This window comes from Roseateles sp. P5_B10, from assembly GCF_056400485.1.
In genome coordinates, this window is record NZ_JBFULE010000011.1 from 1 (window position 1) to 14,892 (window position 14,892).

The following is a 14,892-nucleotide window of genomic DNA, read 5'->3' on the forward strand; positions in this document are numbered from 1 at the left end:
CTAGCTGTTGAGTTTCGATAGGTTGTACCCACCGAGCCGGGAGGCAGGAGGGCTGTAGCCAAGAGCGGAGTGAGGCCGTCGAGCGTTGTAGTAGGTCAGGAACGCTGGCAACCAGGCCGTGCGCTCACCGCTGTTGGCCCAGACGCGACCATAGGCCCACTCCCGCAGACACGTCTGGATGAAGCGCTCGGCCTTGCCGTTGGTCTGTGGGCAGTACGGCTTGGTGAAGCTGTGCTTGATGCCAAGCTCTTTGCAGGCCTTGGCAAACAGCTTGGAGCGGTAGGCGGCGCCGTTGTCGGTGAGCAGCCGCTTGATCGTCACGCCCAGCGCCGCGTAGTGCGCCACGCTGGCCCTGAGGAACGCTACTGCCGAGCCCTTGCGCTCGTCGGCGTGCATCTGCACGAAGCCCGCGCGCGAGTGGTCGTCGATGGCGACGTGGGCGAACTCCCAACCTGCGCCCTCCACAGAGTCGCGCCGGTCGCCGGTGACGCGGTGGCTGGGGCGCTCGATGCGCCCGAGCTTCTTGGTGTCGATGTGCAGCAACTCGCCCGGCGCCTCATGCTCGTAGCGCAGCACCGGCTTGGGCTCGGTCAGTGCCTTCAGGCTGGACAGCCCGAGCTTGGCCAAGGCACGACTGATGGTGGCCACGCTACGCCCGACTTGGGCCGCAATGCGGCGCATGGGCATGCGGCTGCGCCGCAGTTGCTCCACGCGCTGGGTCAGCTCAGCATCCAGACTGTCACGGGTCTTGAGGGGCCGCGAACTGCGGTCTCGCAAAGCTTGCGGACCCCCCTCGTTGTAGCGGCCAAGCCATTTGCGCGCCGTGCGCATGCTGATGCCGGCGGCCTGTGCGGCCAACGCCAAGCCCATCACGCTGATGCGTTCGATCAGCAAAAGCCGACCTTGGTACGTCAATCTGGCATTCTTATGGCTGTTCACCCGGCCACCTTTATCTGAGAGTTCTGAAGCGTCGTAACTCCAGTCTCCCAGACCAGGTCGGGTGAACAACCTATCGAGACATCACAGCTAGCGCGATGAGCAGCAGCCCGGCCGCGATGTTCGCGATGTAGTGCTGGCGGCGGTGTTTGGGCATCTCCGAGACGAGCACGGCGTGGTGCGGGTTCCTGCTGTCGACAAAGCAGGTCGAGCGCTGGCGGATATCGCCGGCCAGGGCATTCGCTTCACGCGGGCTTTCCATCCAGCCCGAGCGGTGGTCGATGCCCACTCGCCTGGACTCGTAAGCCTGTCCCGCCACCACGTATTGGAACTGCGCTTCAACGGCATGCCAGCGCTGGCGAAAGCCGGCATTGGTTCGTTCGTTGACGCACAGATCCATCAGCGTGGCGGGCAGTTCGATGAAAGCCGCAGCACGCGTAGCCCTCCTCAGGAAGGCAGTGCCATAGCCTGCCAGGGCGAGGCCGATCAGGAAGATAAGCAGCGGGCCTATCTGCATGGCAGGCGACCTTCATCGTATGTATGCATGCGGTTCATGGGTAAAGGGCCGGCATGTCTTTGCCCGAAAGGGCGAGCCAGGGTCGGAGGAGGCGAAGTTCGTGCACCTGTGGAAGCGCGAGGCCGGGGTGTGGAGGCTGGCGCGGGTGCTCAGCTTTGACCATCGGCCGGCGGCGGCTAAGGCTCCGTAGCTCAAGCACTGCATCAATCGGCCTGAACAACCGTTTATTGAGGTTTGGGTGCCTCAGACCAGCGGCATTTAATAAAGGTCTCGTAGGAGATGCCGGCTGAGCGAAGAATTTCGCGATTGGTGCACTGCGACCATTCCTTTGCGACAGCCTTGGCTTGGTCCACCGGTATCCAGTCGCCGGAAGCCGCTCGAATTTGAGAGGTACAGATTTCAAAAACCGTCTCGGCCGCTGCTTTGTACGAGTCTGGCGTGTGACCTAAGCAGCGCGCGTTCACCTCCGGCGCTGCGTCAGCCTTCAGGCGAGCAAGGATGGCTGCGTTCTCAAATATATCCACGACGCTCAACTTGTTCGGTGGGCCGACTCGGTATTTGCGAGTGAAAAGCTGAAGAACTTCTTTAGCCTGGGGATGGTTTTGCTTGCTCGCCTTCTCAAGCCACAATTTGGCGTCGTTGGCGCGGGCTGGAACCGTCTGGAGATAGAAAAATCCCAGCATATATTGGCTCTCGCCCGTCCCGCTTTTGYTTGMCTGAAGCAGCCATGTTTCCGCCTCTTGGTACTCTTGCTTGCCAATCAAGAATCGACCATAGCCTAGCTGGGCTTCTAAGTTTCCACTCTCGCATAGGTTTCTAGCAATTCGTCGGAATTCAGCTTCGTGCCCTTTGGAATGCTCGATGATTGCATTCGACCAAGTCTCTGACGAATTGGCGCGGGCACAAGCCATAAACCCAAGCATGGTGGCGCAAAACAGGATGATGGATAAGCGGTGCATTAAAGCGCTCGTGGGATCTGAGTCTGCAGGACGAATAGAAAAAGGCCCACTGCATTCGCCGTGGGCCTTTCGTTTTTGATATGTCTCGTTCTCAGAACGGAATATCGTCATCCATATCGTCAAACCCCGTCGCCGCCTTGGGCGCCGCAGCCGGAGCGCGCGGAGCGGGCGGGCGCTGGGCCGCGGCCGGACGCGCTGCCGGGCGGGCACCGCCCTCGTCGCCACCGCCACGGCTGTAGCCGCCACCGCCACCTTCGCCGCCACCAGCACCACGGCCGTAGCTGGCGCCGCCACCGCCGCCTTCATCACCACCGCCGGCGCCATCACGGCCGCCGAGCAGTTGCATTTCCTGGGCAATGATCTCGGTCGTGTAGGTGTCGCGGCCTTCCTTGTCCTGCCACTTGCGGGTCTTCAGGCGGCCTTCGACATAGAGGGGGCGGCCCTTCTTGACGTACTCGCCGACGATCTCGGCCAGGCGGTCGTTGAAGACGACGCGGTGCCATTCGGTCTCTTCCTGGCGCTCGCCGCTCTCGCGGTTCTTCCAGTTGCGGGTGGTCGCCAGGCTGAGGGTGACCCAGGCGCCGCCGCTGGGGTTGTAGCGAACCTCGGGGTCTTTGCCGACGTTGCCGATGATGATGACTTTGTTGACGCTGGCCATGACGCTCGTCCGAATTCGATGGGGAAGGGGCGAATTATGCCGAGGGGCTCGCCGAACCCCGTCAGCAACTCCACGTAGACCGCATCCCGCACCCCGGGGTCCGCACTTCGTCTCTCCACCCGCCGCCCGCCCGATGGGGCTCCCTAAGATGAAGCCATGAACTCCCCCGACCCCCGCTCCAGCAACCGCCGCCCGAATGTGCGGCTGTGGCTGGCGTACGCCGGGACTTGCGCGCTGGCCTGGTGCCTGTTCGTGCTGGCGGGCAGCGAGTTCGACCGCGGCCTGGACCCGTTCTGGCTGGCCGTCTACCAGGCCACCACCATGCTGTGGGCGCCGATGCTGCTGGGCGTCGCCGTCTGGCCGGTGGCCCGCCGCCTGCACGGCACCGATGCCGGCGCGGCCGCGACCGCCCTGGCGCACGCGATGGCGGCGCTGTCCTTCTCGGCGCTGTGGCAGGCGGGCGAGTTCGCCGTCAACGCCGCCCTGTTCGGCACCGACCACGCCGGCGCCGTGCTGCTGGCCGGCCTGCTGTGGCGCTCGGTGTGGGGCTTCGTGGTCTACGCAGCAATAGCCACCGCCTTCACCGCCGTGCTGCAGTCGCGCGCGGCGCGCTCGGCGGCCGTGCACGCCGCCCAGGCTGAAAGCGCCCTGGCCAAGGCCGAGCTGTCGGCCATCAGCGGCAAGCTGAACCCGCATTTCCTGTTCAACACGCTGAACTCGCTGATCGCCCTGACCCGCAAGGACCCGGCCGCCGCCGAGGCCTCGCTGCTGAAGTTCGCTTCCATGCTGCGCTATGTGCTGGACACCAAGCGCGGCGCCGAGGACCGCGTGATGCTGTCCGACGAGATCGACTTCCTGCGCGACTACCTGGCCCTGGAAGCCCTGCGCCTGGGCTCGCGCTTGCGCGTGGACTGGGACCTGGAGGAGCGCGTGATGGCCGACGAGCTGCCGCCACTGACGCTGCAGCCGCTGGTCGAGAACTCCATCCTGCATGCCGTGGCCACCCGCAAGGGCGGCGGCAAGGTGACCATCACCGCGCGCCGCAATGCCCTCAACCATGGCCTGGACCTGGCCGTGGCCGATGACGGCCCCGGCTGCGAGCCCGAGGCCCTGGAGCCCAAGCCCGGCCAGCGCCGCGGCGTGGGCCTGGCGGCGCTGAAGAAGCGCTTCGCGCTGGACTACGACGGCCAGGCGCGCCTGCGCATCCACACCGCTCCCGGCGCAGGATTTCGCGTCGACCTTTTTATTCCACAGCTATGAGCACGACCACCACCGTCCTGATCGCCGAAGACGAACACCTGGCCGCCGAAGCCCTGGCCGACTGGGTCAAGGCCACGCCGGGCCTGCAGCTGGTGGCTGTCTGCGAGGACGGCGACGACGCGCTGGCGCAGATCCGCGCGCTCAAGCCCGCGCTGGTGCTGACGGACATCCAGATGCCGGGCCTGACGGGGTTGCAGGTGGTGCAGGCTCTGCAAGGCGAGGCCCACCAGCCGCGCATCATCTTCACCACCGCCTATGACCAGCACGCGTTGACGGCCTTCGAGCTGCATGCGGTGGACTACCTGCTCAAGCCCTTCTCGCGCGAGCGCTTCGACGAGGCGATCAGCCATGTGCTGCGCGACGCTTCGCCAAGCCCTGCCGATGTGGCACAGGCCTTGGGCGCGCCGGCCGACGCACCGCTGACGCGCCTCTTGGTGCGCGACCAGGGCAAGATCTTCCCGCTGCAGGTGGACGCCATCGAGTGCCTGCGCTCCGACAACAAATACACCGCCATCACCAGCAAGGGCCGCAGCTTCTTGGTGCGGCTGCCGATTGCCGATTTTGAGACGCGGCTGGACCCGATGAAGTTCCTGCGCGTGCAGCGCGGCTGCATCGTCAACCTGGATTTCGTCGAGAGCATGACCCCGGACGAGAACTCCCAGCTCGTCGTGCAGCTGCGTGACGGCACGCGCATCACGGCCAACCGTGAGGTGTCCAAGATGTTGAGGGAGCAGTCGCTATGAAGACCAACACCTTGAAGAGGCGCCTCCTGCCGGCGTTGCTGCTGGCAGCCCTCGGCCTGGCGCAGGCCCAGCCTCACCCGCACCCCACGCCAGCGACGCCCCCCACTCCCGCCACGCCGGCGACACCAGCAACACCGGCCACTCCTCCGACACCAGCGACACCAGCGACGCCGGCCACCCCAGCAATGCCCGGCCGCATCTACGCCCCCGGCGCCTTCGATCGCCTGGAGCTGGCCGGCGCGGCGCGCGTCATCCTCGTGCAGGGCGAGCGCGACCAATGTTTCATCGCCGGCGACGCCGAGGTGCAGAAGAGCGTCGAGGTCGAGCTGGCCGACCGCCAGCTCATCATTCGCCCGACCGGCGGCTGGAAGTTCTGGCACAGCCAAAAGCTGTTCGTGCAGGTGGAGATGCGTCAGCTGAAGGGGCTGTCGCTGTCCGGCGCCAGCGACGTGCACGCGCCCTTGCCCCTGCGCGCCGACCAGCTCAAGCTCTTCATCAGCGGCGCAGGCCTGGTGCGGCTGGACCAGCTGCAGGCCAAGCAGCTCACCTTTGTCATCTCGGGTGCCGGTGACGGCCAGCTCGGCGGGCGCGTTGAGGACCTGGCGCTGCAGATCTCCGGCAAGGGCAAGGTGGTCGCCGACCGCCTGCAGGCCCAGCGCGCCCGTGTCAGCGTCAGCGGCATCGGCAATGTGCTGCTGTGGGTGACCGACGAGCTGGCGGCCAATATCTCGGGCATCGGCTCGGTGGACTACTTCGGCAACCCGTCGGTGCAGCGCTCGGTGTCGGGCATGGGCTCGATCAGCGCACGCGGCGAACGGCGGAACTAGGTATTTCGACAAGCAGGCTCGGTGCCGCGAACACCATGCCAGCCAGTGAGTTTTGCTACCGGATCATTGACCGCCGAGACTTGGCCGCGGCCATCGGTTGCGACGTGGCATTCAGTGCATCTGCCCTGTACTGCCGGTGAGCCGAGAAGGCGCCGGCCGTGACCTCGATGTCCGCGCCGGAAATGCCCGCTCCACGGGCGACGTCGCGCCACTGGTCGACCACGGTCGCCACCTCTTCGACGATGGCGCCTGCCTCGGCGTCTGTGAGTCGATAAAACGCAGCTGTCGACCGCACCGTGCTCATGCTCGGGCGGTTGTCGACATCGTCGATGTTGAGCACATGCTCCGCTTTGTCGACGTTCGGGTTGACATCGAAGGCAGGAGACAGCCGCCAGCCATCTTTGCCGAGCAGGAACCCGTGATTGCGCAGGTGATCGTCTCGATTGCCGACGGCGACATTGAAAGCCACTCGACGGAACAGCTGCTTGAGGTCGCTGGCGACGTATGCAGGGTCTCCACCGGCACTCAGGAATTGGGCGAGCTCAAGGTAGCTCGCGCCCTCACTCTGTTCCCGCCGGAGCAGCGTCATGGCGGACGCATAGAACTGCCGCTTGCCATTCTCGCGATCGAATCGCTGGACGCAGAAGGTGTGGAACTCGCTGTTCAACCTGACCGCGCGGGCGGCTGGAACACTGACGCCGGCCCTCTTGGCCATGGTGTGGACAGCGGCCTCCCAGGCGCCTATGTCCCGGTCATCGTCACGCGATGGGAATTTCCCGATCCAGAGCGAGCCGTCCTGCTCGGCGAAGTTCGCTTTCGGCCTGGCCCCGCCCAATGAAGCGCCTGGCGCCACCAGCACGGCCAGCCACCGACGCAGCGCGTCAAGATCGTCGATGCGCTTGCTCGTTAGCAACGTGGCCACGGCCTCGAGCTCGCGCAGGTTGGTCACGGGGGGTGCGGCCATCTTTTCGGCGCCGAGGAATTCCTCGGCGCCCTCCAGGCGGAATCGCAGCCCGCCTTGACGCGTGAAGTCCTGAACGCCGATCAGGAAATCCCAGGCATAAAGGTTCCGGGGCGTTCGGCCTTCGTCCTTCGCCTGCAGAGCTTCTCGTCGCTTCATGAGCGTTTGGCCCCAGCGGTCCGGGGACGAGTCCAGGAAGATGCCGAAGTTGCCCAGCTCTGGCTTCGGAAAGTAGGGCTGGTCGCCGAGGGACAAATCGGGATCGACCGAAAATGCCATCGGGTCCTTCAGCCAGTCCCGCTCGTAGACGAAACGGACCTGGCCGCGATCGTGAGACAGCGTGCCTACACGCCGCGCGTCTTCAAGATCACAGTCGAGCCAGACCTCCAGGTTCGAGCCGCTCATCAAGATCCTCTCGGCGAGGACGCTGGCATGGCGCCGCGCTTTCGAGCGGGCTTGGGCTCCAACGCCAGGTCCTGAAGCTTGCGGCCCACCTGGTCGTCGGCCGCGAGCGACTCGATGTCCTTCTCGAGGCCCAGTACGGCGAGCACCCTCAGATAGGTCCCAAGTGTCGCGCCGGGATCGCCAGCCTCCACGTTGTAAAGGGAGGAGCGCGAGATCCCGGCCCGGAGCGCAACGGTCATGGAGCTGAGCTTGCGGCGCAGCCGCGCCAGGCGCAGCCGCTCACCAAGAGCAGCAAGAAGACGCTGCTCCTGGGGGAAAACGACCGGCGGTTTGCTGGGCATCGGACAGGTAATCCGGTTCGAAAATGTCCACCATTATGAACATTTTCACCATATTTTGTCCAGCATGGTGGGTTGGTGCCGTTCAAGCGCTCAAGCGTTGCGCACGACCAGGCGCCGCGCGGCAGCGCCTACCGTGTCAAGCTGCTTGCCAGGATATGCAAGAGCCGGGCATCAAGCACAGCACCAAGCTCCTATCCGGCGGGGAAACGAGCCTACCGCGGGTGGGATCGGGCGAGCGAACGGTATCGCCAGGCGGCCAGCAGCCCGCCCAGGGACATCAGCCACAGCGAGGACGGCTCCGGCACCGGAGCAAAGGACTGGGCCCAGTTCAGCCCCGAGGGCGACGTGATCGTGAACAGCGACATGTCCGCCGGCACGTACAGGCCGGTGTTGGGGTCGAGCAGCGAGATCGCCGAGATGCCGTTCCAGTACGAAGAGTGGCCGAAATCGGCAGTGACCGAGGCTGCTTCGCTGGTGCTGCATTGCGGGTCGCTCAAGCAGTCGATCTTGCCCGCAGACACCGTCAGCCGCTCCGTGAAGGTGAAGGGCGTGCCCAGCGTGATGGTGATTTTGATGTTGTGGATGCCCGAGTAGTACAGCGGGCCGCCAGCCACGGCGCTGACGAAGTCGACTGGGAACCCGCCCGGGAATGCAGGGTTCGAGTGGGCGCCCCAGCTGCCGAGGAAACCGGCTCCGTTTAAAGAGAAGTTCACCGAGGAATAGCCGCCCCCGGTCGGGTCGATCATGCCTTGCAGCGTGACACCCATGGTGACGCGCGCCTGCGTACCGTTGAGACCGGCCGAGCTGATCGTGATGTCCTCCCCGTACGCGCCTTCGGCAAAGGCGGTGCCCAGGTGGTTGCCGGCGCCGGCGAAGCTGGAGGCGTAGAGCTTGATGACACCCAGGGCCACCGACGCATCAGCCGTGCCGCCAGCGCCGTTGCCGGCGGCCGATGACGAGGCGCTGAACGTGCCGCTGTCGAAATCGTCCACGGGCGGGTCGAATTGCGTGCCAAGCGCGCTGGCCGACGTCCTGGCGATGGTCGAGCCTGCGGATGCTGCGAAGGCGCAGCCGAGGGCGGTCAGGCCCACCAGAAGATGCCGGAATTTCATGAAGCCACTCCTTGACCGCCCGGCGAACTGCGGGCCGAGGCTTTTCTACGCCTGCGCTTGGGGAGGGTCAATCGATGTGGCGCCGATCCCCCTAGGACGGCGAGCTACCTATTGATGACGAACCGCGGCACCAAGGGTTCGATCAGCGCCCGCGGCGAGAAGAAACCTTCCGTGGACAGCCGCTGATCGCTACCTAAACTCCTCGCCAAATTGCGGGGAGGAATTCGATGGTTGCGTGGAAGAAGGCCGTCACGGCCCTGGTGGGTGTGGTGGCGGTGCTGGGCGGTGGCTGGTGGGCGTCGCAAAAGCTCGGGCAACCGGCCCTACCGAGCAGCGCCGAGATCGGTGGCGAGCAGGCGGCCTTTGCGCTGCTGGACTGCAAGGCCCGACTCTTCGACGGCTCGCCGGCCATCGCGCTGAGCTTCACGCAGCCGCTGGACAGCAAGCAGGACTTCGGCGCCCTCGTCAGCGCGCAGGAAGGCGCCGCGCCAACCACCACCGACGGCAAGAAGGAGCCGGCGCCGGACGCCAGCTTCAAGCCGCTGGCCGCCCGCTGGGTGCTGGGCGACAACCCCCGCGTGCTCTACCTGCCCTTCGTGACACCGGACCGCAGCTTTCGCTTCGCGTTCAACGCCCAGCTGGGGGCGAAAACCGGCGCCAAGCTCGCGACCGCGCAGAAGTGCGAGGCTGTCAGCGAGACCATGCCCGACAGCTACTACTTCGCCAGCCGTGGCCTGGTGCTGCCGGCCGGCCAGAACGGCGGCCTGCCTGTCGTCACCATCAACACGCCCGAAGTGGATGTGCAGTTCCTGCGCATCAAGCCGGCCTCGCTGCCGGCCTTCCTGGAGCAGGTCAGCGGCCGCCGCGAGCGCCAGGTGAACTCCGGCGAAGAGGACGGCGAGGGCGGCTACTACTACGACGGCTACAACGACAACCAGCGGCGCCTGAAGGGCACCGTGGGCGGCTGGGTGCTGGACGAGCTGCGCGCCATGAGCGACAGCGTCTACCTCGGCCGCTTCACGACCGATGCACGGCCGAACCGGCGCAACGTCAGCTTCCTGCCCGTGGAGGGCATCAAGGAGCTGCAGGAGCCCGGCATCTACGTGGCCATCATGAACCAGCCCGGCCGCTTTGGCTGGGACTACCAGGTCACGCATTACTACGTCACCGACGTCGGCCTGCACCTGCGCCGGCATGCCGAGCAGATGGATGTGTTCGCCACCTCGCTGAAGAGCGGCGGTGCGCTGTCGGGCGTGGAGCTCAGCCTGGTCGATGAGAACGGCAAGGCGCTGGCCCAGGCGCAGACCGATGGCGACGGCCACGCCGTGTTCACCGGCCGCAGCGACAAGGCCCGCGCCGTGCTGGCCCGCCGCGGCAAGGAGATGTCCATCCTGTCGCTGCGCGACGCGGCGCTGGACCTGAGCGAGTTCGACGCCACCGGCCACCCCTCGCGCAGCAACAAGCTCTTCGTCTACGCCGGCCGCGACCTGTATCGGCCGGGCGAGAACTTCCAGGTGTCCGTGCTGGCGCGTGATGCCGACGGCAAGCCGCTGCCCAAGCCCTTGCCGATCACGCTGACCGTCAAGAAGCCCGACGGCAGCAAGCTCGTCGAGCAGTTGGTGCAGCCGGGCAAGACGGGCACCGGCTACTACCAGCAAGGCATCACCTTGCCGGCCGACGCACCCACCGGTGGCTGGACCATCCAGGCCCGCGTCGACCCCGGTGCAAAGACCCCCGACGCGCAATGGGTCTTCAAGGTCGAGGAGTTCCTGCCCGAGCGCATGAAGCTCACGCTGACCGCGCCCGAGGGCACCCTCAACGGTGACGGCGGCATCACGGTGCAGGCCCAGGGCGACTACCTCTACGGCGCACCCGCCGGCGGCAACCGGCTGCAGGGCAGTGCCTATTCCGAGCGCTTGGTTGTGCCGCTGCCGGCCAAGCTGCCCGGCTTCATCTTTGGCGACCTCGCTGACGACAAGGCCAAGAACCGCCAGGACCTGGAAGAGCAGGAGCTGGACGCCGAAGGCAAGGCCAGCATGAAGATCGCGACGGCGTTTGGCGAGCGCAAGTCGCCGATGCGCGTTCGCGCGGCCTTCAGCCTGCTGGAGTCCGGCGGCCGCCCGGTCGTGCGCGCCATCGAGCGCACGTGGTGGCCGGCGCCGGTGCTGATCGGCGCGCGGCCGCTGTTCGACCGCAATGTGTCGGCCGAGAACGGCCTGGCCGAGTTCGAGCTGGCGCGTGTCGATGCCAGCGGCAACTTCAAGCCGAGCAAGGAAGTGCAGCTCAAGCTCATCTACGAGGAACGCCAGTGGTATTGGCGTTATGACGACGGCCGCGGCTGGAACTCCGGCTTCAACGTGAATGAGGAGCTGGTGGAGGCGCGCAGCCTCGCGCTGACGGCCCGCACCAAGATCGCCTTGCCCGTGCGCTGGGGCCGCTACCGCCTGGAGGTGAAGGACCCCGAGACCGGCTTGACGATGCGTTATGGCTTCTACGCCGGCTATGGCGCCCAGGACGCCGACGACATCGGCAACCGGCCCGACCGCGTGCAGCTCAAGCTGCAGGGCGCGCCCTTCAAGCCGGGCGACGTGGCCAAGCTGGCCATCAAGCCGCCGCATGACGGCGAGGCCATCGTCACCGTCGAAGGCGACCGCGTGTTGTGGACCAAGCGCATCGGCGTGAAGGCCAGCGGCACGGACATCGATATCCCCGTCGATGCGAGCTGGGCCCGCCACGACCTCTACATCACCGTCGCCGCCTTCCGCCCCGGCAGCCAGGGCGACAAGGTGACGCCGGCTCGTGCGCTGGGCCTGGTGCACCTGCCGCTCAACCGCGAGGACCGCAAGCCCAAGCTGGCACTGACCGTGCCGGCCAAGACGCAGCCATCGGTGGCGCTGCCCATTAGCGTCAAGGTGCCGGCCCTCGCCGGCAAGCCGGCCATCGTGACTGTGTCCGCAGTCGATGTGGGCATCCTCAACATCACCAACTACAAGACGCCCGACCCGCAAGACTTCTTCTTCGGCAAGCACCGCTACGGCGCCGACATGCTGGACCTCTACGGCCGCCTCATCGAGAAGATGGAGGGCAATGTGGCCAAGCAGCGCTTCGGCGGCGACGCCGGCAAGCGCGATTCGCAGTCCATGCCGCGCAAGGTGCTGCTGGTGGACCTGTTCAGCGGCCCGGTGCAGCTGGATGCAAAGGGCGAGGCGACCATCAACCTGAAGCTGCCGGACTTCAACGGCACGCTGCGGGTGATGGCGGTGGTTTCGAGTGCCGACAGCTATGCCTCGGCGCAGGCCGAAACGGTGGTCGCCGCGCCATTGGTGGCCGAGCTGAACATGCCGCGCTTCGTGTCGCCGGGGGACAAGGCCACCATCGCACTCGATGTGACCAACCTCAGCGGTGCGGCGCAGGACGTGAAGGTGTCGGTCACGTCGAGCGGGCCGCTGAAGATCACCGGCGGTGCCGAGAGCCTCAAGCTGGCCGACAAGCAGCGCCAGATCCTGCGCTTCCAGGCCGAGGCGCTGGATGCCTCGGGCCTGGCGCCCATCGAGGTCAAAGTGACGGCTGGGCCGCTGAGCATCACCCGCGAGGCAGCGCTGCAGGTGCAGCCCATCACGCCACTGGTGCGCGAGAGCCGGCGCATCCGCCTGGAGCCCGGCGCCACGCAGGCCCTGGACAAGGCCCTGCTCGATGCCTTCTGGGCCGGTTCGGCCAGCGTGAGCTTGAGTGTCTCCAACACGCCGCCCATCGACATCAAGGACCAGGTCAAGGGCCTGTTGATGTACCCCTATGGCTGCCTGGAGCAGACAACGTCCAGCGCCTACCCGCTCGTCTTCATCGACGACGAGGCGGCAAAGCGCTGGGGCATGACGCCGGTGCCACGCGAGGAGCGCGCCAAACGTCTGGACAGCGCCTTCGCGCGCCTGGCCAGCATGCAGCAACCCAAGGGCGGCTATGGGCTGTGGGCGTCCAGCAGTCCCTACGAGGGCTGGCTGTCGGCTTACGTGACCGGCTTCCTGCAGGACTCGCGCGACGCCGGCTTCGCCGTGCCCGAGGCCCAGCTCAAGCGCTCGCTGGACAACCTGCTGGAGCAGTTCCAGCGCGCCCCGGCCCAGCAGACCACACCGGCCAAGGATCCCAAGCGCGACGACAAGGGCCGCATCGCCGACTGGCGCGACGCCGAGACCATGCGCATCGCCCACCAGCGCTTTGCCGAGGCCGCCCACGCCGGCTACATCCTGGCCCGCGAGCAGAAGGCGCCGCTGGCCACGCTGCGCACGCTGCACGATCAGTACCGCAGCCATGCGCTGTCGCCCCTGCCGCTGGTGCACCTGAGCCTCGCGCTGAAACTGATGGGCGACGAGGGCCGTGCCAAGGTGGCCCTGGACGACGCCATGCAGCGCGGCTACGGCTACCAGCCCGATGACCCCAACAACTACTGGTGGAGCCAGTGGCTGGGCGACTACGGCTCACGCGTGCGCGACCGGGCCCTGGCCTATGCGCTGCTGCTGCGCCACAAGGTCACGCACGAGAAGCGCGAGAACCTGTTGTTCGACCTGTCCGACGACTTCAGCCGCCGCAACTACTACTCGACGCAGGAGCGCCTGGCCCTCTTCCTGGCCGTGCAGGCCGCCACCAACGGCGCAGGCAAGGACGACGGTTGGAAGACAGCGTTGAACGTGGGCGCCAAGGCCGACGCCTGGACCGGCAGCGGCGTGGGCCAGCAGAGCTTCGAGCTCGCCAAGCTCAAGTCGGGCATCGCGCTGAAGAACGAGGGCGCGGCGCCGCTGTACCTCGACGTGACCGCCCAGGGCTACCCGACCAAGCCGCTGGCGCCGACCAGCGACCGCATCTCGGTCGAACGCGCGATGTTCACGACCGACGGCAAGCCTGTGACGGCGCGGCAGTTCACGACCGGCGAGATGTTCGTCGTGCGCCTGCGCGTGAAGGCCCCGCAGTCCATCAAGGACGGCCTGGTGGTGGACCGCATCCCGGCCGGCTTCGAGATCGAAAACCTGAATTTGAGCCAGGGACCGAAGGCTGGTGAGTTCACGGTGGAGGGCGTCAACATCGCGCAGGCCAACGCCAACGAACGCATCGTCCACATGGAGTACCGCGACGACCGCTTCGTCGCCGCCGCGTCGTTGGGGCAAACGCTGGACGTCTTCTACCTCGTGCGCGCCGTGACGCCGGGCAAGTACGTGGTGCCGGCGACGTTTGCGGAGGACATGTATCGGCCGGAGGTGAGGGGGATTGGGAAGGCGGAGGGGGAGATTACGGTGGTGGACAAGAAGTGAGACTCACCGTCGGCATGCGGGGCACAGCCAAGGGTGGCATCAGCCGTGTGGTCGTCGCAGCAACGTTGACAACGCTCGGAGAGGCTTCCTGGGCCGGTACATCCGATCCAATCGGTGTGGGCGGCTTAGTCGGCCCGGTGCTGCCGTACCTGATCGCCTTGGTCGTATTGGCTGCAATGGGCTTTCGATCTCGGTGGGCGCTCATTGCAGTCTTCGCTTTGCTGGTGTTGCCGCCAGCTTGGGTGTGGCGGCGTATCGAGATGTCCGGCGAACAGGAGAGAGCCCAACGAGATGCCCGCAATCGCCGCGTCATCGATGAGCAGGTTGCTGCGGATCGAGCCTATTCGCAGTTCTGCAAGAGCCGACAACTGCAGGTGCTTTCCACGGTTCCTCCTGGAGAGCTTCCCTCCTCTGGTGCTCGAACCTTGCTTGTGAGTGCAGATCCCGCGTTTGTCCAGAAACTGTCGCGTTTCAGAGCGGATACCTTGATCCGGTTGCTGCAAAGTGACGTGCAACGGTGCCGACGTTTGGGATTGGCCTTCATCGAAGGACGCCAGTCGGTACAGCCACCAAGCTTCTTTCGATCGTCTGCTTGCGAGGCCCTGGTCTACACGCAAATTCAGGAGCCTGCGGCGCGCTACGAACTTGTAGCGGGCGAAACGAGCCCGCCGGCCAAGTCGCCGGGAGTAGCCTTCGATTCGCTTTCAAGCGCGTCTGTGCGAATTACAGACCGGAGGTCGGGCCAGATCATGGCATCGGACACTCTCTATTTCTTGGATTTCCAGTCCGGCCGCGCCGATTGCCCGAAGGCGGAAGAACAGGTGATCGACTTGATCGAGAGGGTGTTTTCGCCGCAGAGCCGATGACGATTGC

At 66.0% G+C, this 14,892-nt stretch carries 12 protein-coding genes; 5 read left to right on the plus strand and 7 right to left on the minus strand.

The window, feature by feature from the left end:
* From AC1DU6_RS01925 to ssb, 4 genes are all read right to left on the minus strand, one after another.
* Positions 1 to 939 (minus strand): IS481 family transposase, encoded by a 939-nt coding sequence (locus AC1DU6_RS01925; protein ID WP_477855955.1) that lies wholly within the window; start codon positions 937 to 939, stop codon positions 1 to 3.
* 70 nt (positions 940 to 1,009) lie between these two features.
* Complete coding sequence (locus AC1DU6_RS01930; protein WP_477855956.1) at positions 1,010 to 1,453, minus strand: DUF3592 domain-containing protein; 444 nt, start codon at positions 1,451 to 1,453, stop codon at positions 1,010 to 1,012.
* Positions 1,454 to 1,677: 224 nt separating this feature from the next.
* Positions 1,678 to 2,412: an SEL1-like repeat protein gene (locus AC1DU6_RS01935; RefSeq protein ID WP_477855957.1), complete on the minus strand. Its 735-nt coding sequence runs from the start codon at positions 2,410 to 2,412 to the stop codon at positions 1,678 to 1,680.
* 91 nt (positions 2,413 to 2,503) lie between these two features.
* Positions 2,504 to 3,070: a single-stranded DNA-binding protein gene (ssb, locus tag AC1DU6_RS01940; protein WP_056191367.1), complete on the minus strand. Its 567-nt coding sequence runs from the start codon at positions 3,068 to 3,070 to the stop codon at positions 2,504 to 2,506.
* 156 nt (positions 3,071 to 3,226) lie between these two features.
* On the opposite strand from ssb, the gene AC1DU6_RS01945 reads away from it, so the two are divergent.
* The 3 genes from AC1DU6_RS01945 to AC1DU6_RS01955 are packed head-to-tail and all read left to right on the plus strand — an operon-like array spanning position 3,227 to position 5,900.
* Complete coding sequence (locus tag AC1DU6_RS01945; RefSeq protein WP_477855958.1) at positions 3,227 to 4,330, plus strand: sensor histidine kinase; 1,104 nt, start codon at positions 3,227 to 3,229, stop codon at positions 4,328 to 4,330.
* On the plus strand, positions 4,327 to 5,073 hold the full coding sequence (locus AC1DU6_RS01950; RefSeq protein WP_457321812.1) for a LytR/AlgR family response regulator transcription factor: 747 nt from the start codon (positions 4,327 to 4,329) through the stop codon (positions 5,071 to 5,073). The genes AC1DU6_RS01945 and AC1DU6_RS01950 overlap by 4 nt, the downstream gene beginning before the upstream one ends.
* 11 nt (positions 5,074 to 5,084) lie before the next feature.
* Positions 5,085 to 5,900: a head GIN domain-containing protein gene (locus AC1DU6_RS01955; RefSeq protein WP_457321814.1), complete on the plus strand. Its 816-nt coding sequence runs from the start codon at positions 5,085 to 5,087 to the stop codon at positions 5,898 to 5,900.
* Between the two features lie 55 nt (positions 5,901 to 5,955).
* Here the strand turns inward: AC1DU6_RS01955 and AC1DU6_RS01960 are convergent, their stop codons facing one another.
* The 3 genes from AC1DU6_RS01960 to AC1DU6_RS01970 all read right to left on the minus strand — a co-directional run bounded on the left by AC1DU6_RS01960 (position 5,956) and on the right by AC1DU6_RS01970 (position 8,719).
* Positions 5,956 to 7,266, minus strand: a complete 1,311-nt coding sequence (locus AC1DU6_RS01960; RefSeq protein WP_457321816.1) for a type II toxin-antitoxin system HipA family toxin — start codon at positions 7,264 to 7,266, stop codon at positions 5,956 to 5,958.
* Positions 7,266 to 7,607: a helix-turn-helix domain-containing protein gene (locus tag AC1DU6_RS01965; protein ID WP_056191376.1), complete on the minus strand. Its 342-nt coding sequence runs from the start codon at positions 7,605 to 7,607 to the stop codon at positions 7,266 to 7,268. The genes AC1DU6_RS01960 and AC1DU6_RS01965 overlap by 1 nt, the downstream gene beginning before the upstream one ends.
* 212 nt (positions 7,608 to 7,819) lie before the next feature.
* Positions 7,820 to 8,719 carry a PEP-CTERM sorting domain-containing protein gene (locus AC1DU6_RS01970; RefSeq protein ID WP_457321818.1) on the minus strand — a complete coding sequence of 300 codons (900 nt, stop codon included), beginning with the start codon at positions 8,717 to 8,719 and terminating at the stop codon, positions 7,820 to 7,822.
* 227 nt (positions 8,720 to 8,946) lie between these two features.
* Here AC1DU6_RS01970 and AC1DU6_RS01975 point away from each other — a divergent pair, with 227 nt between their 5' ends.
* Together AC1DU6_RS01975 and AC1DU6_RS01980 are read left to right on the plus strand one after the other, a co-directional pair.
* Positions 8,947 to 14,019, plus strand: a complete 5,073-nt coding sequence (locus AC1DU6_RS01975; protein ID WP_477855959.1) for an alpha-2-macroglobulin family protein — start codon at positions 8,947 to 8,949, stop codon at positions 14,017 to 14,019.
* Positions 14,016 to 14,885, plus strand: coding sequence for a hypothetical protein (locus AC1DU6_RS01980; protein WP_477855960.1), 870 nt, complete (start codon positions 14,016 to 14,018; stop codon positions 14,883 to 14,885). Before AC1DU6_RS01975 ends, AC1DU6_RS01980 begins: the two co-directional genes overlap by 4 nt.
* Positions 14,886 to 14,892 lie beyond the last annotated feature (7 nt).

Coding starts and splice junctions, on each gene's coding strand:
- AC1DU6_RS01970 (WP_457321818.1), bottom strand. CDS start 8,719: ATGAAATTCCGGCATCTTCTGGTGGGCCTGACCGCCCTCGGCTGCGCC.
- AC1DU6_RS01975 (WP_477855959.1), top strand. CDS start 8,947: ATGGTTGCGTGGAAGAAGGCCGTCACGGCCCTGGTGGGTGTGGTGGCG.
- ssb (WP_056191367.1), bottom strand. CDS start 3,070: ATGGCCAGCGTCAACAAAGTCATCATCATCGGCAACGTCGGCAAAGAC.
- AC1DU6_RS01960 (WP_457321816.1), bottom strand. CDS start 7,266: ATGAGCGGCTCGAACCTGGAGGTCTGGCTCGACTGTGATCTTGAAGAC.
- AC1DU6_RS01965 (WP_056191376.1), bottom strand. CDS start 7,607: ATGCCCAGCAAACCGCCGGTCGTTTTCCCCCAGGAGCAGCGTCTTCTT.
- AC1DU6_RS01930 (WP_477855956.1), bottom strand. CDS start 1,453: ATGCAGATAGGCCCGCTGCTTATCTTCCTGATCGGCCTCGCCCTGGCA.
- AC1DU6_RS01945 (WP_477855958.1), top strand. CDS start 3,227: ATGAACTCCCCCGACCCCCGCTCCAGCAACCGCCGCCCGAATGTGCGG.
- AC1DU6_RS01950 (WP_457321812.1), top strand. CDS start 4,327: ATGAGCACGACCACCACCGTCCTGATCGCCGAAGACGAACACCTGGCC.